The sequence below is a fragment of the bacterium SCSIO 12827 genome, from assembly GCA_024397995.1.
In the GTDB taxonomy this organism is placed as follows: domain Bacteria; phylum Pseudomonadota; class Alphaproteobacteria; order Rhodospirillales; family Casp-alpha2; genus UBA1479.
Map to the genome: position 1 here is coordinate 1 of CP073746.1, position 23,333 is coordinate 23,333.

The window sequence follows — 23,333 nt, forward strand, 5'->3', positions numbered from 1 at the left end:
ATGACGGAACAGCAGAGCCGAGATATAGAGCCCTGCCAGGACCTGCAGGAAACCTGGTCGGAAATTTGTGAATCCCTGCGCGCCGAGATCGGCGAAGCTTCCTATCAAAGCTGGATCAAGCCCATGCGGCTCATCGGAAAGAACGGCAGTGCCGTGCGCACCGGTGTCCCCACCCGTTTCATGCGCGAATGGATCCAGGCCCATTATCAGGACCGTTTGTCGGAACTGCTGGACGGCCGCGGCCTCACCGGCGGGCTCGACGTGGTCATTCATCAGGAACATGCGGCGTCGGGCCGGGCCGAGACCAAGCCCGCCGAGGTGCGCAAGGAAGACGCGGCCCCGGCCGGGCCGGTGAACGGCACCGGGATCGGCAACGGCCCCCATGCCGACGATATCGGCGCACCGCTTGATCAGCGCTACACCTTCGACCGTTTCGTCGTCGGCAAACCGAACGAATTCGCCTATGCCGCCGCGCGCCGCGTGGCCGAGGCCGAGATCGTGCCCTTCAACCCCCTGTTCCTCTACGGCGGGGTCGGGCTCGGCAAGACCCACTTGATGCACGCCATCGCCTGGCACCTGCGCAAGACGCGGCCGGACCGTTCCGTCATCTATCTGTCGGCGGAAAAGTTCATGTACCGTTTCGTGCGGGCACTGCGCGAACACAACACCGTGGACTTTAAGGAGCAGTTCCGCTCCGTCGACGTGCTGATGGTCGATGACGTCCAATTCATCTCGGGCAAGGAGTCGACCCAGGAAGAGTTCTTCCACACCTTCAACGCCCTGGTCGATCAGGGCCGCCAGATCGTCATTTCCGCCGACAAGTCGCCCAACGACCTGGAAGGCATGGAAGAACGCCTGATCTCGCGCCTTAACTGCGGGCTGGTCGCCGACATTCACGCGACCACCTATGAACTGCGGCTCGGCATCCTGCAGGCCAAGGGCGAGCAGATGGGCGTCGAGGTACCGCTGAAGGTCATGGAATTCCTCGCGCATAAGATCACGTCGAACGTGCGCGAGCTCGAAGGGGCGCTCAACCGGGTCGTCGCCCACCATCAACTGGTCGGCCGCGACATCACCCTGGAAACCAGCCAGGACGTTCTGCACGACCTTCTTAAGGCGTCGGAACGGCGGGTCACCATCGAGGAAATCCAGAAACGCGTGTCGACCCATTTCAACATCCGCGTGTCGGACATGCATTCGGCCCGCCGGGCGCGCTCCGTCGCCCGCCCGCGTCAGGTCGCGATGTATCTCTCGAAGCAGCTGACGTCCCGTTCGCTCCCGGAAATCGGGCGCAAATTCGGTGGCCGCGACCACACCACGGTGATGCATGCGGTGAAGAAGGTGGAAGAACTGCGCGAGTTGGATTCCAGCTTCAACGAGGATGTTGAACTGCTGCGCCGGATGCTCGAGGGCTGATCCCTTCGAGGGTCCCGCCAGGGCTGTCTCAAAAGTCACGACCGTAACCCTGAAATTCGGGGAAAAGGCTTCGGAATCCAAGGGCCTCTGCTATAATGCAGCCTTGGTCAGAGGGCGCCCGTCCGGGTGTCTTCACGCTGCTCTCGGTGGGGGCTCTGGACCGGCATTTCAGCGCCCGGGGCGGAGGGTTCCAGCCCCGGTTTCGTTGCCGCCGGACCGGCCTGCAAATGGGTCGGTCGGAAGCCGGAACATCCCGTCGAAAGCGTCATAACGGCATGTAATTTTGAACGGCGATAGACGGCACATATGAAACTGACAATCGAGCGGGCCGCCTTGCTGAAGTGCCTTGGGCACGTGCAAAGCGTTGTAGAGCGCCGCAATACCATCCCCATCCTTTCCAACGTGAAGATCGAAGCCGGCGACGGCAAGCTGGCGCTCAACGCCACGGACATGGATCTCGACATCGTCGAGGGCGTGGCCGCCGACGTGGCCGAAGCGGGTGCGACGACAGCCCCCGCCCATACCCTTTACGACATCGTCCGCAAGCTGCCCGAAGGGGCGCAGGTGGTGATGGAAAAGGAAAGCGGCGGGCAACTGGTGCTTAAGGCCGGGCGCTCCCGATTCGCGCTTTCCTGCCTGCCGACCGAGGATTTTCCCGTTCTCGGCTCGGGCGAATTGCCGCATCAGTTCAAGATGCCCGTGCATGATCTGAACACGCTGCTCGACCGCACCCGGTTCGCCATCTCGACCGAGGAAACGCGCTATTACCTGAACGGCATTTATCTGCATGTCGCCGAACGGGACGGCACCAAGGTGCTGCGCGCGGTCGCCACCGACGGCCACCGCTTGGCCTCGGCCGAAGTGCCCCTGCCCGACGGCGCCGATGGCATCCCCGGTGTGATCCTGCCGCGCAAGGTGGTGACGGAACTGGGCAAGTTGATCGACGAAAGCGTCGGCGAGGTCTTCGTCGGCCTGTCGGAAACGAAGGCCCGCTTCGCCGTTGACGAGATCGTCATCACGTCCAAGCTGATCGACGGTACGTTCCCCGATTACGAGCGGGTCATTCCGCGCGACAATGACAAGATGCTCGATGTCGACCGCAAGCTTTTGGCCGATGCCGTCGACCGCGTGTCGGCGATTTCTTCCGAGAAATCCCGCGCCGTGAAGCTGACCTTGGGCACCGGCGTGCTCAAGCTGTCGGCCTCCAGCCCCGAACACGGGCTGGCGGAGGAAGAGATCGAGGTCGATTACAACGGTGATGGTCTGGAGATCGGATTCAACGCGGCCTATCTGCTCGACATCACCCGCCAGATCGAAGGCGATACGGCGTCGCTGGCCATGGCCGATGCGGCCTCGCCGACGGTGCTGCGCGAAACGGGCGACGAAAGTGCCCTGTTCGTGCTCATGCCCATGCGTGTTTGAACGGGTTTTTTAAGGAACGATCCTGTACGTCCAACCCACATTTGCCGCCGATGGGGCCTATCCGGAAACCGCCGCCACCCAGGGCTCTCTTGCGGTCCGCCGGCTGACGCTGAGCGACTTCCGCTGCTATGCCGCCCTGCGGCTTGACGTGCCCGAGGGGGCGGTCGTGCTGGCCGGGCCGAACGGCGCGGGCAAGACGAACATCCTCGAAGCCTTGTCGTTTCTGATCCCGGGTCGCGGCCTGCGCCGTGCCCGCCTGTCGGAAGCCGCCCGCCGCGACCCGGGCGAGGAAGCGGCCCCCCGCCCCCGGCCCTGGGCCGTGGCGGCGACGGTGGCCGGCCCGGACGGTGAAACGGATGTCGGCACGGGCCTTGCTGCCGGAGAGCCGGGCGACGCGGAAAAACGCCTGGTGCATGTCGATGGCGAGGCCCAGCGGGCCCAGGCCGTCCTGTCCGAACATGTTTCCCTGCAATGGCTGACGCCGCAGATGGACCGCCTGTTTCTCGATGGCGCCTCGGCCCGGCGGCGCTTTCTCGACCGCCTGGTCTATGGCCGTGATCCGGCCCATGCCGGCCGGGTCGGCGGGTATGAACAGGCGATGCGCGAACGGCTGCGCCTGTTGACGGCCCGGGGCGGTTGCGACGATGCCTGGGTATCCGCCCTGGAATCGACCATGGCGGAACGCGGTGTTGCCATCGCGGCGGCCCGGCTCGACATGGCCGGGCGCCTTGCGGGCCAGTTGGAGGCCGCCGGCGACGGCCCGTTCCCGGCCGCCGATCTGGCCGTCGAGGGCGAGGTCGAGGCCTGGCTGAACGGCGGCTCCGCCCTTGATGCCGAGGACCGCCTGAAGGCCGCATTGAAATCAGCCCGCGGGCGCGACGGCGACAGCGGCCGCACGGCCCACGGGCCGCATCGCTCCGACCTGCATGTCGAATACAAAAGCCGCGGCCGCCCGGCGGCCGACTGTTCCACGGGCGAACAGAAGGCATTGTTGATCTCCCTGGTCCTGGCGCAGGCGCGCCTGCAGGCGGTGGAACAGGGCCGCGCACCCATCCTGCTGTTGGACGAGGTCGCCGCCCATCTTGATGCCGACCGGCGCGCCGCCCTGTTCGCCGAGATCGAAACCCTGGGTCTGCAGGCTTGGATGACCGGCACGGACCTGGACCTGTTCGGCCCGCTTGCCGGGCGGGCTGCCTTCTTCCACGTCGCCGAGGCCAAGGTCCATCGTCAGGACCCATGACCGGACAACATTGAATTTTCCCGGGTGGCGTTTTTGCCGCCCCAATCTGAAGAGCGTGAACGACCATGACCGACGAACCCGAAACACCGAAAACCGATTCAGCCGCCCAACGGCGCGCGGACAACAACGGCGAATATCTCGCGGATTCCATCAAGGTCCTGCGCGGCCTTGATGCCGTGCGCAAACGCCCGGGCATGTACATCGGCGATACGGACGATGGGTCGGGCCTGCATCACATGGTCTACGAAGTCGTCGACAACGCCATCGACGAAGCGCTGGCGGGCTACTGCGATACGGTGCGGGTGACGCTCAACGGCGACAACTCGGTCACCGTTTCCGATAACGGCCGCGGCATTCCCGTCGACATCCATACGGAAGAGGGCGTATCGGCGGCCGAGGTCATCATGACCCAACTGCATGCCGGTGGTAAGTTCGACCAGAACTCCTACAAGGTCTCGGGCGGTCTGCACGGCGTTGGCGTGTCCGTGGTCAACGCGCTCTCGGAATGGCTGGAATTGCGCATCTGCCGCGACGGCAAGCAGCATTTCGTGCGGTTCCGCGACGGCGAGGTCGAGGCCCCCCTGAAAGTCATCGGCGACGCCCCCCCGGGCGAGGACGGCAAGCCGATCTCCGGCACCGAGGTCACGTTCCTGGCATCGAAGGAAACCTTCACCCAGACCGATTACGATTACGCGACCCTGGAACACCGCCTGCGGGAACTGGCGTTTCTTAATTCCGGCGTAGGCCTGACCCTGACCGATGCGCGCGGGGTCGAGCCGCAGACCAAGGAACTACGTTACGAAGGCGGGCTGCAGGAATTCGTCAAATACCTCGACCGGTCAAAGAACCCGGTGCTGGGCGAGTCGATCGCCGTTTCCGGCGAAAAGGACGGCATCACCGTGGAAATGGCGATGCAGTGGAACGACAGCTATCACGAGACCATGCTGTGTTTCACCAACAACATCCCGCAGAAAGACGGCGGCACGCACCTGGCCGGGTTCCGGGGTGCCTTGACGCGCATGATCAACAATTACGCAAACGCGTCGGGTATCGCCAAGAAGGCCAAGGTTGCGATCACCGGCGACGACGCGAGAGAGGGTCTTACTTGCGTGCTGTCGGTCAAGGTGCCTGATCCCAAGTTCTCGTCCCAGACCAAGGAAAAATTGGTGTCGTCCGAAGTCCGCCCGGCGGTGGAAAACCTGGTCGGCGAGGGCCTGGACCGCTGGTTCGAGGAACACCCCACGGAAGCACGCAACGTGATCGGCAAGATCGTCGAGGCTGCCGCTGCCCGCGAGGCGGCGCGCAAGGCCCGCGAACTGACGCGGCGCAAGGGAGCCCTGGACATCTCGACCCTGCCCGGCAAGCTTGCCGATTGTTCCGAACGGGACCCGGCGCTGTCCGAATTGTTCATCGTCGAGGGTGATTCGGCCGGCGGTTCCGCCAAGCAGGCGCGCCACCGCGCCAATCAGGCGATCCTGCCGCTGCGCGGCAAGATCCTCAATGTCGAGCGTGCACGTTTCGACAAGATGCTGTCATCGGCGGAAATCGGCACCCTGATCGCAGCACTCGGCACCGGCATCGGGCGCGAGGATTTCAATGTCGAGAAATGCCGCTACCACAAGATCATCATCATGACCGACGCCGACGTCGACGGCAGCCACATCCGCACCCTGCTGCTGACCTTCTTCTTCCGTCAGATGCCGGAACTGGTGACGCGCGGCTATCTCTATATCGCGCAGCCGCCGCTGTACCGGGCGAAACGCGGCAATTCCGAGGTCTATCTCAAGGACGACGCGGCGATGGAAAAATACCTGTTCGCCAGCGCCATCGACGAAGGGGCGGTGATGCGGCCCTATGACGGCAGCCAGATCGCGGGTCCGGAACTGCACGCCGTGGTGCGCGAAGCCCGCGACGTCAAAACCATGGTCGGTCGCCTGTCACAGCATGTGCCTATGGCTTTGGTTGAACAGGCGGCGATCCTGGGGGCCTTCAACCTGGACATCCTGTCCGATCAGGAACTGGCGCAAGGCACCGCCGAATACATCGCCAAGCGTATGGACGCCCTGGTCTCCGAGGCCGAACGCGGCTGGACCGGCGCGGCCCTGCCCGGCGGCGGGTTCTCCATCGACCGCACCCTGCGCGGTGTTTCTGAAAGTCACGTCATCGACGGTCAGGTGATCCGCTCTTCGGAGGCCCGCCGGCTCGACGGCATGGCGCCGGCCTTGCAGGCGCGTTATGCGCGCCACGGCAGCCTGATTCTGAAGGAAAAGGAACACGTCATCACCGGCCCGGTGTCCCTGGTCGATGCGGTGATGGACGCTGGCAAGAAGGGCATCGGCGTGCAGCGCTATAAGGGTCTCGGGGAAATGAACCCGGACCAGCTTTGGGAAACCACCCTGGATCCCAACGCGCGGTCCCTGTTGCAGGTCCGCATCAACCATATCGACGACGCCGAAGAGGTGTTCTCCACCCTGATGGGCGATATTGTCGAACCGCGCCGCGAATTCATTCAGGAAAACGCGCTGAAGGTCGCCAACCTGGACATTTGATCGCCCCGGTCGGGGGCCGGCGGGCGGTTTACTCAGGCACGGCCTTCCGCCTATGATCGCCGCAACACCGGGTCAACCCGGGGGGGAAGGGCGGTCAGGCATTGAACTGAGTTCACTGGGGGGGTTCCCAATGGCGGATATGAATACGTCGGTTGCGGCCTTGATCGAGGCCCACGAGACTTGGCTGCGCGACGGTGGCGATACCGGCAAGCGCGGCGACATGCTGCGCCTCAATATGCGGGACATGGACCTGCGGGGCTCATCCCTCGCCAACGCCAACATCCGGGAATGCGATCTTACGGGATCGGACCTGTCGGGTGCCGACCTCAGGGGATCGTCCCTGGTCTCGTCGGTCATGGTCGGGGTCAATTTCACCAACGCGTTGCTCGACTTCACGGACATGACCGATACCGACCTGCGGGGCGCCAATTTCACCGGGGCGTCCCTTAACGGCGTCGACATGTGGCGGGCCAACCTGAAGGGGGCTGTGATCGACCCGATCACCCTGCACAAGCTGCTCGATTGCCGTGAGCCCGATGAAGCCTCTGCCTATTTTGCGTTAACCAAATACTGACGCCCGCCCGTCCATAAGACGCACATGGCCAAATCATCGCGCCCCCGCCCCCGTCCGCGGGCGAAAAAGCCCTCCGAACGTGCCCCCGCCGGGCCCCGCCGAAGCCGCCTCGCCACGATCCTGAAATGGGCCGGGGCGGCGGCCGTATGGATGGTGATCGCGGCCCTTGGCGCGGGAGTCTGGGTGTCCATCGGTCTGCCGGACCTGGATGAGGCGTTGAAGACCGAACGCCGGCCGACCGTGACGATCCAAGCCGCCGACGGAACGGAAATCTACCGTGCCGGGGACCTGGTCGGTGAAACGGTGAAACTCAAGGACCTGCCGCCGCACCTGATGCAGGCTGTCCTGGCGACCGAGGACCGGCGGTTCTACAGTCATTTCGGAATCGATCCCATTGGCCTTGGCCGGGCCATGGTGCGGAATATTCGCGCTGGGCGGGTGGTCGAGGGCGGGTCGACCATCACCCAGCAACTGGCCAAGAACCTGTTCCTTACCCCGGCCCGCACGATCACGCGCAAGCTCCAGGAAATGGTCGTGGCGCTATGGCTGGAATGGGAATTTTCCAAGGACCAGATCCTCCCCCTCTACCTAAACCGGGTTTATCTGGGGGCGGGCACCTATGGCGTTGATGCGGCGGCTCATCGCTTCTTCCAAAAACCCGCCGCCCGGGTCAATACCTACGAGGCGGCCGTGCTGGCCGGTCTGCTCAAGGCGCCGTCGCGCTACAACCCCGTGGCCTCGCCGGAACGGGCCCATGCCCGGGCCCGCACCGTGCTCGCCAACATGGTCGCCGCCGGATACCTGACGGAAACCAAGGCGGCGGACGCGGCCCGCGGTATCCAGGTTGCCGTCGTTTCGGCGCCCACGGGCAACGCGCGGCATTTCGTCGACTGGGTGCTCGAAGCGGTCTCCGACTACGTCACCGCCGGCGGCCGCGATCTGGTGGTCAAGACGACGCTCGACCTCGCCCTGCAGCGCCAGGCGGAAACGGCCATGGGACGCGCCTTCATGGCGGCGGACCGGGCGCGGATGCAGGCGGGCGAAGGCGCGCTTATCGCGCTGACCCCGCAAGGTGCGGTGCGCGCCATGGTCGGCGGCCGGGACTACGGCAAAAGCCAGTTCAACCGCGCCGTCCAGGCGCAGCGTCAGCCGGGTTCCGCGTTCAAGCCCGTGGTCTATCTGGCGGCGCTGGAGGCCGGGATGACGCCCGTGACCCCGATGGTCGATAAGCCGGTTTCCTTGAGCGGCTGGCAGCCGTCCAATTTCTCGGGCAAGTACGAAGGGCGAATGACCCTGGAATACGCGCTCGCCAACTCCGTGAACACCATCGCCGTGCAGCTGGCGCAGCAGGTTGGCCCGGCCAAGATCATCGACACCGCGCGGGCCCTCGGTATCACCACCGGCTTGCCCAGGGACGCGGGGCTGGCGCTCGGCACCGGTGAGGTTTCGTTGCTGGAATTGGCGACCGCCTATGCCGTGCTGGCGCGGGCGGGCATGGGGGTCTGGCCCTATGCGATCACGGAAATCACCGGCCCGGACGGCGCGCCGCTGTATCAACGTCAGGGTTCCGGCCCAGGCCGCGCCGTGCCCGCCGCCCCGGCCCGCACCTTGACCGCCATGATGACTAAGGTGATTGACGGCGGCACGGGCAAGCACGCCGCCATCGGCCGGCCGGCGGCGGGAAAGACGGGCACCAGCCAGAATTACCGCGATGCCTGGTTCGTCGGCTTCACGCCGCAACTGGTGACCGCTGTGTGGTTCGGCAACGACGACGGGTCGCCCATGAAACGGGTGACCGGCGGCGGCCTGCCGGCGCGCACCTGGGCGGTGTTCATGGGGGCAGCGCATCAAGGCCTGCCGGTTCTGGCCTTCGACGACATCGGCGACGACGGCAAGCCCGGATCAGGATCGTTCTGGGGTCGGTTGAAAAATTTTGTCGGTTCCGGTTCCGAAACGGTTGAGCCCGTCGGCGAAAACCGCGCCGGGGATTAGCCCTGACCGGCCAGCCGGGCGATGGTCGCCGTGGTGCTGTGTCCCGGCGCCAGATCGGCAAGGTGAACGCGCCCGCCGGCGGCTTCGACGACCTCACGACCGACAACCTGGTCGACGCGGTAATCGGCGCCCTTGACCAGAACTTCCGGCAACAAGCCCTCAATCAGGACCAGGGGGGTGTCTTCGCCGAACAGGACCACGGCATCGACACCGGCCAGAGAGGCCAGCACGGCAGCCCGCGCGGCCTCGCCCTGCACCGGGCGGTCGGCGCCCTTAAGGCGTCGGACCGAAGCATCGGAATTCAGCCCGACGACCAGGCGGTCGCATTGGCTTTTGGCTTGACGCAGCAGCGACACATGCCCCGGGTGCAGCAGATCGAAACAGCCGTTGGTGAAGCCGACCGAGAGGCCCCGGCGGCGCCAGGCGGCGGCCCGGTCGAGAACCTGTTCGAGGGTCAGCACCTTGGCCTCGGCGTCGCTAAGGTCCTGATGATGCAGTTGGGCGATCAGGTCGCCCGCGTAGGCGACGGCGGTGCCGACCTTGGCGACGACGATCCCGGCGGCAAGATTGGCAAGGGCCGCCGCACGGCCAAGATCGGCCCCGGCGGCCAGACAGGCGGCCAGGGTCGCGACCACCGTGTCACCGGCGCCGGATACGTCGAACACTTCCTGGGCTTCCGCCGCCAGATGAACAATTTCGCCCTCGGCGGGCACCAGGGTCATGCCGTCGCGCGACCGGGTCACCAGCACGGCGGTCAGGCCCAGGCCGTCGACCAGACCGCGGGCGGCGGCGATTACGGCATCGTCCGTGTCCACGGGCTTGCCCGTGGCGGCGGCCAGTTCCTTCAGGTTGGGGGTCAGGATGCCGGCCCCCCCGTAGCGCCCGTAGTCGCTGCCCTTGGGGTCGACGATCACGGTCGCCCCGGCCTTGGCGGCGGCGGCGATCACGCGGGCCAGGGTGGCATCGGCCAGGACGCCCTTGCCGTAATCGGACAGCACGACGACCTTGTGGTCGCGCAGGGCGGCCTCGGCCTCGGCGGCCAGTTGATCCTGCAGGCCGGCGGTCGTGGGCCGGCCGGTTTCCCGGTCGGCGCGCAGCATCTGCTGCGTGCCGGCGACGAAGCGGGTCTTGATCGTGGTCTGGCGGCCGGCGTCGGTCTTGAGATCGCCGGTCACGCCAGCCTCCCGCGCCAGCAGGGCGCGCACTTCGGCCCCCGCGCCGTCGTCGCCGATGACGGACAGGAACCGGGTCTTGGCCCTCAGCGCGGCCAGGTTGCGCACCACATTGCCGGCCCCGCCCAGCATGCGGGTCTCGCCGGTCACGCGCAGTACGGGGATCGGGGCTTCCGGGGAAATCCGCTCGACCTCGCCATGAACGAAGGTGTCGAGCATGACGTCGCCCAGACAGACCACCTTGGTATCCGCCAGCGCCTCGACCAGGGCGATCAGGTCCGTGCGTTCCGTCATCATCCCGCGTCCTGTGTTACCAGGCCCAATTCTATCTCAACCGCGCCGCACAGCATCTGACCAAGTGTAATATGCATTTCCTGGATGCGCGCGGTGACGTCCGACGGCACGATCAGCAAGGGATCGGCGAGGCCGGTCATCTGGCCGCCGTCCCGGCCGCTCAGGCCGGCGGCGATCAGCCCGCCCGCCCGCGCCGTGCGCAGGCCTTCCAGCACATTGGGGCTTTGCCCCGAGGTGGAAATCCCGACGGCCACGTCGCCGGGCTTGCCGAGGGCCTGGATCTGGCGGGCGAATACCCGCTCGAACCCCAGGTCATTGGCACCTGCGGTCAGGGCGGAGGTATCCGTGGTCAAGGCGACGGCGGCGATCGGGGCGCGGTCGGTCTTGTAGCGGACGGTCAGTTCCGTCGCCAGATGCTGGCAGTCGGCGGCGCTGCCGCCGTTCCCGAAGAAAAGCAATTTCCCGCCGTTTCTCAAGGACTTGACGGCAACGGTTACAAGCGCCTGGAAGGGGCCGGCCAAGGCCCCGCGGGTCGCCATGGCGACGGCCGCGTGTTCTTCCATTTCGCTGTCAAAAAATGCCGCTAAGTCCATAAAAAACCTGTTATTCTGTGCACCGAGTTCGGCCTGTCACAGAACCCCCTTGAAATAGGCGATGGTTTTCGCCAAGCCGTCCTTCAACTGGATCGTCGGTTGCCAGCCCAGTTTATCCTTGGCGAGCGTGATATCCGGGCAGCGCTGCATGGGGTCGTCCTGGGGCAGCGGCATCGTGACGATCTTGGACTTGGCGCCGGTCATCTCGATTACCAGTTCGGCCAATTCCAGGATCGTGAATTCGTTGGGATTCCCTAAGTTGACCGGCCCGGTCACGGCGTCGGGCGCGTTCATCAGCCGCATCAGCCCGTCGGCCAGATCGTCGACATAGCAGAACGACCGCGTCTGTCCGCCGTCGCCGTAAAGGGTCAAATCCTCACCTTTAAGCGCCTGAACGATGAAGTTGGACACCACCCGCCCGTCCGACGGATGCATGTTGGGGCCGTAGGTGTTGAAGATGCGGGCGACCCGAATGTTCAGGCTGTGTTGGCGGTAATAGTCGAAAAACAGGGTTTCGGCGCAGCGCTTGCCCTCGTCATAACAACCGCGCGGCCCGATGGGGTTGACCCGGCCGCGGTAATCCTCGGTCTGCGGGTGAACTTCGGGATCGCCGTAGACCTCGGATGTCGAGGCCTGCAGGATCTTGGCGCCGGTGCGCTTGGCCAGGCCCAGCATGTTGATGGCGCCGTGCACGGAAGTCTTGGTCGTCTGCACGGGGTCGTACTGGTAATGCACGGGCGAGGCCGGGCAGGCCAGGTTGTAGATCTCGTCGACCTCGACATAGAGCGGAAACGTCACGTCGTGGCGCATGACCTCGAAATGGGGGTGATCGAGCAGGCCCAGAATGTTGTCCTTGGAGCCGGTATAGAAGTTGTCGGCGCAGATTACGCCGGCGCCGGTCTCCAGCAGACGTGCGCAGAGGTGCGAGCCGATAAAGCCCGCCCCGCCGGTGACGAGGATGGTCTTGCGTAGGGCCATGAATGGGTCACCCGTTCTGATTTTGCCGCATTTCGGGCAAAAAACCGCCAAATCCGCGATCTATAATGCCCGCCAAGTATTAAGAAACCGTCGCTTATGACCCTCAAGCGGGGCCGAGGTCAAGGCGCCTGACGCGCGCCGTCGCCGGAGAGCGCTCCGCGCAACCAAGCGCCGGAAATGAAATGACTTTTTTAACGATTTCACTTTAGCATTGGCGCGACTTGCCGCTTGCGGTGAAATTTCCGGGGCTGGGGGAAGCGTTCCCGGAACGACTGTCGATATCGGGGTTCCGTCCTACGGGGCCCGGGGCGAACGGGAGCATCATGGCCGAGATTCCTTCACCGGATACGCTCGAGGAAAAACTTCTGCTGGACCGCCTCAACCGGATGGAGGCGGGGGCGCCCGGCTATTACGCCGTGCATCTGCATCTGTCGGAGCTGAAAAGTTCGAACCGCAAGCCGCATTTCATCCGCTTGGCGGCGCGCAATTTCGACAATCTGACCAATCAGCACGAAGCGACCCTGTTCCAGATGAAGAACGCGGACCAGATCCTTCTGTGCCGCACGGTTCCCGTGCACGAGGCGGAAAACCCGGTCGAGAAGGTCCGCGCACTGTTTTCCGAAGACCCGCTGACCCATATCGACGAGACGGGCCTGGGTGAGGATCGCCTGTCGACCTGGTACGACCTGTCGGAGAACGAGGATTTCCGCGCTTTTGTGCGGGTCGTCGGCTCCCTGGTGCTGGAAGCCGAGGAAACCGCCAAACGCGAGGCCGCCGAGGCGGTGGCGCAACAGAAATCCGTGGGCCAGCCGCTGACGGCGCAGCATCTGACGGCGCTCAGCCAGGTTCTGCCGCGCGTGCCCATCGACGACCTGATCCGTGAACAGCTGTGCCTGCACATCGGCGCCAACGGGCCCGAGGGCGTAATCTTCCGCGAACATTTCATTTCCATCGGCGACCTGAAGAAGCGGGTGGCCCCCGGGGTCAATCTGTTCTCGTCGATCTGGCTGTTCCAGTACCTGACCGAGGGCCTGGACCGGGTCATTCTGGCCAACATGGCCGGGCGCAACTTCGAGAAGATGAACGAGCCGATCTCGCTCAACCTGAACATCGGCACCGTGCTGTCGCGGGATTTCCAGAACTTCCACCGTGCGGTCGCCGGGCACGAGGACAATGTCATCATCGAAATGCAGGTGATCGACATTTTCTCCGACGTCGATGCCTTCACCATCGCCCGCAACATGCTGCAGCAGAACGGATACCGCGTGCTGGTTGACGGCATTTCGCCCGTGTCCATGCAGTTCTTCGACCCGGCGATCCTGGGCGCCGACTTCATCAAGGTCGGCTGGGGAACGGAATTCGAGAACGAGGAAGAAGACGACAGCAAGGTTGAGGACCTGCGCCGCATCATTCGCGACGCCGGCAAGGAATCGATCATCCTGTCCCGCGTCGATTCCGAACAGGCCATCCAATGGGGCCTCAACCTGGGCATCACCCGGTTCCAGGGCTTCCTCATGGACCGGCTGATCGATACCGTGCGCTCCCAGGGGCGGCGCGCGCGCATTAAGAAGGAACGGGCGGCGGCGGCGGCGCGCTGAGGCGCGCGCACCGGCACCCGGCAACGAAACAGGAAACGGCGGAAACATGGCGACGGCGCCCGACGCACAGAAAGCAATCCCCAGCCAGGAAAACCTGCTGCTGGACTATGTGCGCCGCCTGGAAAAGCACCGGGGCGGACGTCAGGTCGTGCATGTCCATCTGTCGCAGTTGCGCCCGTTCAACCGGCGCGAACAGCACATCCGGGCCGCGACCTCCAGCTTCGATCCCCTGATTTCGACCACCATGGGCCAATTGTTCGCGCTGCGCAGCGCGGATCTGATCTTCGCCTTCAAGGCCGAAGCCCGGCCCCAGGTCGAAACCGTGGTCCAGAAGGTGCGCTTCCTGTTTTCCGACGACCCCCTGATCGCCGAGGCCTCGACCCACGAAAAGCCCTTCGCGACCTGGTACGACGCGGTCAACGATTACGACGACATCCTGCGTCTGGCCCGTGAACTGGCCGAGGAAGAGGAAGTGCGCCTGACCAAGGTGCGCTCGCGCATGGATGCGCGCTCGTCGCTGCGTGCCAAGCAGGAACAGGGTGAGCCCCTGACGCCCGACATTCTGGCCCGGGTCGAAGATGCACTCGGCCGCGCCGATCTGTCGAACTACGTGCGCCGTCAGTTCGTCTGCAAGGTCGACAGCAAGCTGATTCCCGAACAGGAATTTTCAGAGCTGTTCATCTCCATCAACGATTTGCGCGAAACCCTGATGCCGGGGGTCAACCTGACCTCCAACCGCTGGCTGTTCTATCATCTGACGGAAACCCTGGATAAGCGCATGCTGTCCATGCTGTCGAAGACCGACGCCATCACCATCACCGGCGAGATTTCCATCAACGCCAATGTGAAGACCCTGCTATCGGATGAATTCCAGATCTTCGACGACAATGTCTCGGCCTCGCGCCGGGGGGCGATGGTGATCGAGCTGCAGAAGGAAGACATCTTCTCCGACCTGCCGGCCTTCCTGATCGCCCGTGAATATGTGCAGGAACGGGGGTATCGGGTGCTGCTCGACGGCCTGACCATGCAGACCATGTTCCTGGTCGACCGGGAAAAACTGGGCTGCGATCACGCCAAACTGATCTGGACCCCGGCCCTCGCCGATTCCAGCGACGACGTCAAGGAACGGCTGCGTCAGATCGCGGCATCGGGCGGCGGCGGGCGGATGATCATGTGCCGCTGCGACACCCGTGAATCCGTCGAATTCGGCCGCTCCGTCGGCATCGACCGGTTCCAGGGCCGGTTTATCGAAGGCCTGATCGCCGAGGATGGCCGGCGCCGCGACCTGCTCAAGCTGAAGCACCGCATTCAACGTGGCACGGCCGGCGACGACGAGGAAGAAATGATCGAATAGTCGGGCGCGCCCCGAATCTATTCCTTGCCGCTGACGCCCGCACTTTCGAAGGTCGCCATGCCCCGATGACAGGCCAGGGCGGCCTGTACCAGGCCGACCGCCAAAACCGCCCCCGACGCCTCGCCGAGCCGCATGTTTAATTGCAGCAGCGGCGCCATGCCGAGTTTCGCGAGAAGCCGCGCGTGGCCCGGCTCCGCCGACAGATGCGCCGCCCGGCAATGGTCGAGGGCTCCCGGCTGCCGGACCTGAAGACAGGCCGCCGCCCCCCCTGCGACGAAACCGTCAAGCAGTACGGGCAGGCCCAGATGGCGGGCCTTGGCCACGGCGCCGGCCATGGCCGCCAGCTCCCGCCCGCCCAGGGCGCGCAAAACCTCCAATCCATCCGTGGGGTCGATCCCGTTGACCGCGACGGCGCGTGTGATGGCGTCCGCCTTGGCCGACACACCCGCCGAGGGCAGGCCGGTGCCCGGTCCGGCCCAATCCGTCCCCGCGCCGCCGAACAGGCCTAAGCAGACGGCGGCGGCGGCGGTGGTGTTGGCGATGCCCATTTCACCGATACACAAAAGGTCTGCCCGGTCATCGACGGCCTCCGTCCCGGCCTGGAAGGCGGCGGAGAATTCATCCGCCGACATGGCCGGGCCTTGCGTGATATCGCCGGTGGGGGTGTCCAGATCGAGGGGGATGACGGCAAGGTCCACGCCGAACGTGCGGCATAACTGGTTCACGGCCGCCCCTCCGGCCTGGAAGTTGGCGACCATCTGGGCCGTGACCTCGGGCGGATAGGCGGACACGCCCTGGGCTGCGACGCCGTGATTACCGGCGAACACCAGGGTCTGGACCCGGTCGGCGCGGGGTTCGGCGCGGCCCTGCCATCCGGCCAGCCATTCGGTGATTTCCTCCAGCCGGCCCAGCGATCCGGCGGGCTTGGTCAGAACCGCGTCGCGTGCCCGCACGGCGGCCTGGGCATCGGTGTCCGGCCCGGGCAGGTCGGTCAGAAAGGTGGCGGGATCGGGTGGGGGGGCGATTTGCGGCACGAGGTCTTGTTTCCTTTTCCGGGGTCGGTCACATATAACCCAATCGGCCGCGCCGGTGACGGGAATTTCCCGAAACGGCCCTTTGCGCGGCCCGTTGATCCGATAAGGAGTTGCCCCTTGGCGACGGACGATCCCGCATCCGATCCCGATCCGGCCCCTGCCGCCCCATGGCGGCCGTGGGATGACGCGCTGTTGGCCATCGCCTTCCTTTCGCGCCTTCCGGTGCCCGCACGCCATGACGGCGGGGCGGGGGCCCTTGGCCGGGCCGCCTGGGCCTTTCCCTTGGCGGGGGTCGTGGTCGGCGGCTGCGGGGCCGGGATAATCCTGGCGACGGCGGGATCGGGCCTGCATCCGCTGGCCTCGGCCCTGCTGGCGCTGGCCGTCATGGCCGTCCTGACGGGGGCGCTGCACGAAGACGGATTGGCCGATTTCGCCGACGGGCTCGGCGTCGCGGGCCGCGACCGGCGGCTCGACGTGATGCGCGATTCCCGCATCGGCACTTTCGGCGTTTTGGCCCTGGTGTTCGCGACGGGGCTGAAGGCGACGGCCCTGGCGTCCCTCGCCGGGCCGGGCGCGGCGGCTTTGGTGCTGGTCGCGGCGGGGGCTTTGTCCCGCGCGGCCCTGGTGCCGACGATGATCGTCCTGGCCCCGGCGCGGGCCGACGGGCTGGCCAAGGATGCCGGCCGGCCGCCCACCTGGGCGGCGGGGCTGGCCCTGGTTCTGGGGTTTGCGGCCCTGGCCCCGCTCCTGCCCATCCTGGGCCCCGGGGTCGGCACCTTGGCGGCGGCGGGCCTGGCGGCGGGGCTGTTCGCCTGCTGGGCCATGCATGCGGCGGTCGGCGGCCATACGGGGGATACCCTGGGCGCGCAGCAACAGATTGTGGAAATCGCCGTCTATCTGGCGGCCGCGACCGTGGAGATCAGCCTGTGACCAAAAAACCCGATATTCCCGTGACCCGCTGGTGGTGGGTGCGCCACGCCCCCGTGCCTTCCGTGGTCGGCACCATTTATGGCGGCAACGATGTGCCTTGCGACGTGTCCGATCGGGACAGTTTCCGCCATTTGGCCGGCGCCCTGCCCGCCGATGCGGTCTGGCTGACCAGTCACCTCACGCGCACCCATAAGACGGCCCAGGCGATCCGCGAGGAAGGCCTGGAATTCCCCGCCCCCATCGCCGAGGAACACCTGGGCGAACAGTCCTTCGGCGACTGGCAGGGATCGACCTGGGACGAGATGGAAGCCCGCGATCCCGACACCTTCCGCAAGTTCTGGGAAACGCCCGCCCGTTCCCGCCCGCCCGGCGGCGAGAGCTTCGCCGACCAGATCGCCCGCGTGTCCGGGGTGATCGAGCGCTACACCGCCGACCACGCGGGCCGGGACATCGTCGCCGTCACCCATGGTGGCACCATCCGCGCCGCCATGGCCCATTCGCTCGGCCTGACGCCGGAAGGGGCCATGTCCTTTTCCATCTCGACCCTGTCGGTGACCTGTCTGGAACATGTCCAGGGCGGGCTGCTGCGCGGGCGCGGCGGGGCCTGGCGGATCGTGCGGGTCAACGCCCCGCCCCATGCGGTCATGCCGCTCGTCAAAGGGGGGCATTGACGCAAATTCCGAGCGTGCCGAATTCAGGCACGCGACGACGATTTGCGCGGAACAAACACATGGAAATCCGATGAATGAATTTCTTCCTCCCGTCACCCTGATCCTGGGCGGCCAGCGTTCGGGCAAAAGCCGACTTGCCGAAACCCTGATCGAGGACGCGGCCGGCGGCGGGCTCTACCTGGCCACGGCCGAGGCCCGGGACGGCGAGATGACTGAGCGCATCGCCACTCATCAGGCCCGCCGGGGCCCCGATTGGGAAACCATCGAGGAGCCCTTGGATATTCTCGAACAGATTCGCGAGCACGCATCCACTGACCGCCCGGTGCTGGTCGATTGCGTAACCCTTTGGCTGTCCAATCTGATGGCCGCCGGGCGTGATCCCGCGGCCGAGGTCGAAGCTCTGGCCCAAGGGCTTGCGGGCCTCGCCGGTCCCGTGGTTCTGGTGTCCAACGAGGTCGGCCTTGGTGTTATTCCGGCTAACGCTCTGGCCCGATCCTTCGCCGACGCGGCGGGGCTGGCCAATCAACGGCTGGCCGCCTGCGCCGACCGTGTGGTATTCACGGCGGCCGGCCTGCCCCTCGTGCTCAAGGGTCGTCCACTTTAATTCACGTCAGACAAGGTTCCCTGCATTCATGAAAATCCCCGCGACCGTGATCACCGGCTTCCTCGGCGCCGGCAAGACGACCCTGATCCGCCATCTGCTGCAGAACGCGGGCGGGCGGCGTATTGCCCTGGTGATCAACGAATTCGGGGACCTGGGGGTGGATCGCGAGGTCATAAACGGCTGCGCCATCGAAGGCTGCGCCGAGGACGACGTGGTCGAGCTGGCCAACGGCTGCATCTGCTGCACCGTCGCCGATGATTTCCTGCCGACCATGGAAATGCTGCTCGATCGCCCGAATCCGCCAGATCATATCGTTATCGAAACATCTGGCCTGGCCCTGCCCAAACCCCTGGTCAAGGCCTTCACCTGGCCGGAAATCCGCGCCCGGGTCACCGTCGACGGCGTGATCGCCGTGGTTGACGCCCCCGCCGTAGCGGCGGGCCGCTTCGCCCATGATCCGGGCGCCGTCGCGGCCCAGCGCGAAGACGACGACAATCTGGACCATCATTCGCCCTTGGAAGAAGTGTTCGAGGACCAACTGCTGTCCGCCGACATGGTGCTGCTGAACAAGGCCGACCTGACCGATGCGGCGGGCTTGGCCGCCGCGCGCGCCGTCGTCGAGGCCGAACTGCCGCGCCAGGTGAAGATCGTCGAAACCCGCCACGGACAGATCGACGCCAACGTGCTGCTGGGCATCAAGGCCGGGGCCGAGGATGATCTCGACGCCCGCCCATCCCATCACGAAGGCGAGGATGACCACGATCACGACGATTTCGACAGCTTCGAGGTCCGGATCGCCGGATCGGCTGATCCGGACGCCCTGAAATCCCGCATCGAGGCCGCCGCCCGTGACCACGGAATCCTGCGCGTGAAGGGCTTCGTCCATGTCGCGGGCAAGCCGCGCCGCCATGTCATCCAGGGCGTGGGATCGCGGGTCGACGGCTATTACGACCGGCCCTGGGCCGAGGGCGAGGTGGCGGAAACCCGCTTGGTCGTCATCGGTCTGCAGGGCCTGGACAGGGATGCGGTGACCCGCGCCCTTCAAGGGTAGCGGTTCCGGGGTTAGGTTCGCCCCCCGCCTCTCCTATATAAAAGACCGCAGCGTCCTGAACAGCGGAGCCTGATCTTGCATCTTCTCGCCGCCCAGCCCGGCATCGTCGACGACGGAACGGAAGCCCTCGACCTGGGTCAGACGCCGGGCGACATCGTCGTGCTGTCCGCCGCAGATACGGAACTGGCGGCCCTGGCCGATGCCCAGGCGCGGCGGCTGGGGGCTGATCCTGAAGGCCCTTCCCTGCGTCTCGCCAACGTCATGCATCTTGCCCATAACATGAGCGTCGACCTTTACGTCGACGCCGTGGTCAGCCATGCGCGGCTGATCGTCGTGCGGCTTCTGGGCGGGCGGGCCTACTGGCCCTACGGTGTGGAACAGATCGCCCAGACGGCGGCGGCGCAAGGTATCCCGCTGGCGGTTCTGCCCGGTGACGACGCGCCCGACGCCGAACTGGCCGACTGGTCGACCCTGCCGCGCGATGCCCAGCACCGACTGTGGCAATACCTGGTGCAGGGCGGGCCGGCCAACGCGGGGCGGTTTCTGGATTACGCCGCGTCGCTGATCGGCGGCGGCGGCGACTGGCTGGAGCCGGAACCGCTGCTCGCCTGCGGGCTCTATTGGCCCGGCGCGGCGGCGCCGGATCTGGATTCTCTCCGGTCCCATTGGATCGAGGGCGCCCCCGTGGCGGCGCTGGTGTTCTACCGCGCGCTCATTCAGGCGGGGAACCTGGACGCCGTCGACGCCCTGGTCAAATCCCTGGGCCGGGCCGTGCTCAACGCGTTGCCGGTTTACGTGAAAAGCCTGAAGGACCCGGTCTCGGCGGCGACCCTGGAAGGGTTTTTCGCCGACGCGCCCCCCGCGGTCGTCCTGAATACGACGGGTTTCGCTGTCACCGCGCCGGGCACGGACAAGCTGGGCGGCGGCCGTGCCCCCGGGCCCTTGGACCGTCCGGGTGCCCCCGTGCTGCAGGCCGTGTTCTCGGGCGGCAACCGGGAAGGCTGGCAATCGGGCACCTTCGGCCTGGGCCCCCGGGACATCGCCATGAACGTGGCCCTGCCGGAAGTGGACGGGCGCATCTTCACCCGCGCCGTGTCGTTCAAGGGCCGGGCCCGGCGCGACGATGCGACGCAGACCGATATCGTGCGGTATGAACCGGTTGCCGACCGCGTCGATTTCGTGGCGGATCTGGCGGCTGGCTGGGCGCGCCTTGCCGGGAAGACGCCGAAGGATCGCCGCGTCGCCCTGGTGCTCGCCAACTATCCCAACCGGGACGGGCGCATCGGCAATGGTGTTGGTTTGGATACCCCGGCGGCGACGGTCCGGCTGCTGGGCGAGATGGCGGCGGCGGGATATGCGCTGCGCGATGTTCCGGGGGACGGGGACGACCTGGTGCAACGGCTGCTGGCCGGGCCGACCAACGATCTGACCGCGCTGGTGTCCCGCACTTGGGACGAGGTCCTACCCTTCAACGAATACCAGATCTTCTTCGGCAGCCTGCCCAAGTCCGTTCAGGATGCGGTGACGGACCGCTGGGGGCCGGCGGAAACCGATCCCTTCTTCCGCCCGGGGGCGCTCGATTGCGGGCACTTCGCCGTGGCGGCGTTCCGCTGCGGCAACGTGGCGGTCTGCCTGCAACCGGCGCGGGGTTACAACATCGACCCTAAATCCAGCTATCACGATCCGGACCTGGTGCCGCCGCACAGCTATCTCGCCTTCCATGCCTGGCTGCGCGAATCCTTCCGCGCCGACGCCGTGGTGCACATGGGTAAGCACGGCAATCTGGAATGGCTGCCGGGCAAGTCGCTGGCCCTGTCGCAGGACTGCTTTCCGGAAGCGGCCTTGGGCCCGCTGCCCAACATCTATCCCTTCATCGTCAACGACCCCGGCGAAGGCACCCAGGCCAAGCGCCGGGCGGCCGCCGTCGTCGTCGACCATCTGACCCCGCCCCTGACCCGGGCCGAAAGCTACGGGCCCTTGAAGGACCTGGAAGCCCTGGTCGATGAATATTACGAAGCCGCCGGCGTCGACCGCCGGCGCCTGAAGGTGCTGGAAAAGGACATCCTGACCCTCTGTCACGCCACGGGGATCGGCGCCGACTGCGGCATGGCGGCGGACGACGTGTCCGGCGATCAGTTGGCCAAGCTCGATAATTATCTGTGCGAGCTGAAGGAAATGCAGATCCGGGATGGCCTGCATATTCTGGGCCTGTCGCCCACGGGTCGCCTGCTGACGGACCTGCTGGTGGCGCTGGCCCGGGTGCCGCGCGGGGCCGCGCCAGAAGACGCCTCGCTGCTGCGCGCCTTGGCGGCGGACCTGGAATTGGGCACGGATTTCGATCCGCTTGATTGCGACATGGCCACGCTCTGGACGGGCCCGCGCCCGACCGCACTGGACAATACGGAGGCCCCCTGGCGCACGGTGGGCGATGTGGTGGAGCGGCTGGAAATTCTCGCCGCGGCCTTGGTCGCGGGCGACGTCGATGCCGATCCGTCCTGGACCACGACCGGCCCCGTGCTCGATTTCATCCAGGATCATCTGCGCCCGGCGGTTGAGGCTTCGGGTGCGGCGGAGATTCAAGGTGTGCTGACGGGCCTCGACGGCCGCTTCGTGCCGCCGGGGCCGTCCGGTGCGCCGACGCGCGGGCGGCCCGACGTGCTGCCCACGGGGCGCAATTTCTATTCCGTCGATACCCGCACGGTGCCGACCCCCGCCGCCTGGCAACTGGGCTGGAAGGCGGCGAGCCTGCTGGTCGAACGCCATGCCCAGGACCACGGCGACTGGCCCAAGTCCATCGCGATCTCCGCCTGGGGGACTTCGAACATGCGCACGGGCGGCGACGACATCGCCCAGGCCCTGGCCTTGCTCGGCGTCAAGCCGCAATGGGACGGCCCGTCCCGCCGGGTTACCGGGTTCGAGGTCTTGCCCGTCTCCGTCCTCGGCCGGCCGCGCGTCGACGTGACGCTCCGTATTTCCGGCTTTTTCCGTGACGCCTTTCCGGGCCTGATCGATCTATTCGATTCCGCCGTGCGCGCCGTGGCCGCCCTGGACGAAACGGAAGCCGATAATCCGCTGGCTGCCCGGGTCAGGGAAGACGCAGCGAAATTGGGCGGTGACGACGCGCTTCGCATGGCGACCCACCGGGTCTTCGGCTCCATGCCGGGGGCTTACGGGGCCGGACTGCAGGCGCTGATCGACGAGAAGGGCTGGGAGACGGAAGCCGACCTGGCCCGCGCCTATGTCGCCTGGGGCGGTTATGCCTATGGTGCGGGGGCCGAGGGCCGGGCGGCGCACGGCCTGTTCGAAGCGCGCCTGCGCACCACCGACGCGGTGCTGCAGAACCAGGACAACCGCGAGCATGATTTGCTCGATTCCGACGACTATTACCAGTTCCAGGGCGGGCTGACCGCCGCCGTGCGGTCGCTTAAGGGCAGCCAACCCGCCGTCTATTTCGGCGACCATGCGCGCCCGGAAAGCCCGCGCCTGCGCACCCTGGACGAAGAAATCTCCCGCGTGGTTCGGGCCCGGGCGGCCAACCCGAAATGGATCCAGGGCGTCATGCGCCACGGCTACAAGGGCGCGTTCGAGATGGCGGCCACGGTCGACTATCTGTTCGCCTTCGCCGCCACGGCGCGCTGCGTCGCCGATCACCATTTCGATGCCGTCTTTCAGGCCTACCTGGAAGATCCCGAGGTTCGGGACTTTCTCGCCGAGCACAATCCGGCGGCGCTGAAGGAAATGGCGGCCCGCTTTCTCGAGGCCCAGGACCGGGGCCTGTGGAGCCCGCGGCTCAATTCGACCCGCCCGCTCCTGGAGCGTCTTGCCCGTGACGGTTGACGGCAGGGGCCGGAAGCCGGGATA

The 23,333-nt window shown here is 66.1% G+C and carries 17 protein-coding genes; 13 read left to right on the forward strand and 4 right to left on the reverse strand.

The window, feature by feature from the left end:
• The 6 genes from dnaA to KFF05_00030 all read left to right on the forward strand — a co-directional run bounded on the left by dnaA (window position 1) and on the right by KFF05_00030 (window position 9,193).
• On the forward strand, window positions 1-1,416 hold the full coding sequence (gene dnaA, locus KFF05_00005; GenBank protein UTW51832.1) for a chromosomal replication initiator protein DnaA: 1,416 nt from the start codon (window positions 1-3) through the stop codon (window positions 1,414-1,416).
• A 306-nt stretch (window positions 1,417-1,722) separates the two neighbouring features.
• Entirely contained in the window at window positions 1,723-2,838 is a 1,116-nt protein-coding gene (locus KFF05_00010; protein UTW51833.1) for a DNA polymerase III subunit beta, read from the forward strand.
• Between the two features lie 22 nt (window positions 2,839-2,860).
• Window positions 2,861-4,078 carry a DNA replication/repair protein RecF gene (recF, locus tag KFF05_00015; GenBank protein UTW53505.1) on the forward strand — a complete coding sequence of 406 codons (1,218 nt, stop codon included), beginning with the start codon at window positions 2,861-2,863 and terminating at the stop codon, window positions 4,076-4,078.
• A gap of 65 nt (window positions 4,079-4,143) precedes the next feature.
• A complete protein-coding gene (gyrB, locus tag KFF05_00020; protein ID UTW51834.1) occupies window positions 4,144-6,627 on the forward strand; it encodes a DNA topoisomerase (ATP-hydrolyzing) subunit B in 2,484 nt (827 codons plus the stop codon).
• A 130-nt stretch (window positions 6,628-6,757) separates the two neighbouring features.
• A complete protein-coding gene (locus KFF05_00025; protein UTW51835.1) occupies window positions 6,758-7,201 on the forward strand; it encodes a pentapeptide repeat-containing protein in 444 nt (147 codons plus the stop codon).
• A gap of 24 nt (window positions 7,202-7,225) precedes the next feature.
• Window positions 7,226-9,193 carry a PBP1A family penicillin-binding protein gene (locus KFF05_00030; GenBank protein ID UTW51836.1) on the forward strand — a complete coding sequence of 656 codons (1,968 nt, stop codon included), beginning with the start codon at window positions 7,226-7,228 and terminating at the stop codon, window positions 9,191-9,193.
• Here KFF05_00030 and rfaE1 read toward each other — a convergent pair.
• Genes rfaE1 through KFF05_00045 form a run of 3 tightly spaced genes read right to left on the reverse strand, consistent with a single transcriptional unit; the run spans window position 9,190 to window position 12,230 of the window.
• Entirely contained in the window at window positions 9,190-10,659 is a 1,470-nt protein-coding gene (gene rfaE1, locus KFF05_00035) for a D-glycero-beta-D-manno-heptose-7-phosphate kinase (protein ID UTW53506.1), read from the reverse strand. The genes KFF05_00030 and rfaE1 overlap by 4 nt on opposite strands.
• A complete protein-coding gene (locus KFF05_00040; GenBank protein UTW51837.1) occupies window positions 10,659-11,252 on the reverse strand; it encodes a D-sedoheptulose 7-phosphate isomerase in 594 nt (197 codons plus the stop codon). The genes rfaE1 and KFF05_00040 overlap by 1 nt, the downstream gene beginning before the upstream one ends.
• 36 nt (window positions 11,253-11,288) lie before the next feature.
• Window positions 11,289-12,230 carry an SDR family oxidoreductase gene (locus KFF05_00045; protein UTW51838.1) on the reverse strand — a complete coding sequence of 314 codons (942 nt, stop codon included), beginning with the start codon at window positions 12,228-12,230 and terminating at the stop codon, window positions 11,289-11,291.
• 323 nt (window positions 12,231-12,553) lie between these two features.
• Here KFF05_00045 and KFF05_00050 point away from each other — a divergent pair, with 323 nt between their 5' ends.
• Together KFF05_00050 and KFF05_00055 are read left to right on the forward strand one after the other, a co-directional pair.
• The gene (locus tag KFF05_00050; protein UTW51839.1) at window positions 12,554-13,828 is read left to right on the forward strand and encodes an EAL domain-containing protein; all 1,275 of its coding nucleotides are present in this window, start codon (window positions 12,554-12,556) and stop codon (window positions 13,826-13,828) included.
• Between the two features lie 46 nt (window positions 13,829-13,874).
• A complete protein-coding gene (locus tag KFF05_00055; protein ID UTW51840.1) occupies window positions 13,875-15,182 on the forward strand; it encodes a hypothetical protein in 1,308 nt (435 codons plus the stop codon).
• 17 nt (window positions 15,183-15,199) lie between these two features.
• On the opposite strand, the gene cobT is transcribed toward KFF05_00055, so the two are convergent.
• Window positions 15,200-16,453 (reverse strand): nicotinate-nucleotide--dimethylbenzimidazole phosphoribosyltransferase, encoded by a 1,254-nt coding sequence (gene cobT, locus KFF05_00060; protein ID UTW51841.1) that lies wholly within the window; start codon window positions 16,451-16,453, stop codon window positions 15,200-15,202.
• On the opposite strand from cobT, the gene KFF05_00065 reads away from it, so the two are divergent.
• The 5 genes from KFF05_00065 to cobN all read left to right on the forward strand — a co-directional run bounded on the left by KFF05_00065 (window position 16,334) and on the right by cobN (window position 23,309).
• Window positions 16,334-17,146, forward strand: a complete 813-nt coding sequence (locus KFF05_00065) for an adenosylcobinamide-GDP ribazoletransferase (GenBank protein ID UTW51842.1) — start codon at window positions 16,334-16,336, stop codon at window positions 17,144-17,146. The genes cobT and KFF05_00065 overlap by 120 nt on opposite strands.
• A 14-nt stretch (window positions 17,147-17,160) precedes the next feature.
• On the forward strand, window positions 17,161-17,817 hold the full coding sequence (locus KFF05_00070; GenBank protein UTW53507.1) for a histidine phosphatase family protein: 657 nt from the start codon (window positions 17,161-17,163) through the stop codon (window positions 17,815-17,817).
• A gap of 70 nt (window positions 17,818-17,887) precedes the next feature.
• Complete coding sequence (gene cobU, locus KFF05_00075) at window positions 17,888-18,421, forward strand: bifunctional adenosylcobinamide kinase/adenosylcobinamide-phosphate guanylyltransferase (GenBank protein UTW51843.1); 534 nt, start codon at window positions 17,888-17,890, stop codon at window positions 18,419-18,421.
• 28 nt (window positions 18,422-18,449) lie between these two features.
• Window positions 18,450-19,472, forward strand: coding sequence for a cobalamin biosynthesis protein CobW (gene cobW, locus KFF05_00080; protein ID UTW51844.1), 1,023 nt, complete (start codon window positions 18,450-18,452; stop codon window positions 19,470-19,472).
• Between the two features lie 75 nt (window positions 19,473-19,547).
• The gene (cobN, locus tag KFF05_00085) at window positions 19,548-23,309 is read left to right on the forward strand and encodes a cobaltochelatase subunit CobN (protein ID UTW51845.1); all 3,762 of its coding nucleotides are present in this window, start codon (window positions 19,548-19,550) and stop codon (window positions 23,307-23,309) included.
• The last annotated feature ends 24 nt before the right edge of the window (window positions 23,310-23,333 follow it).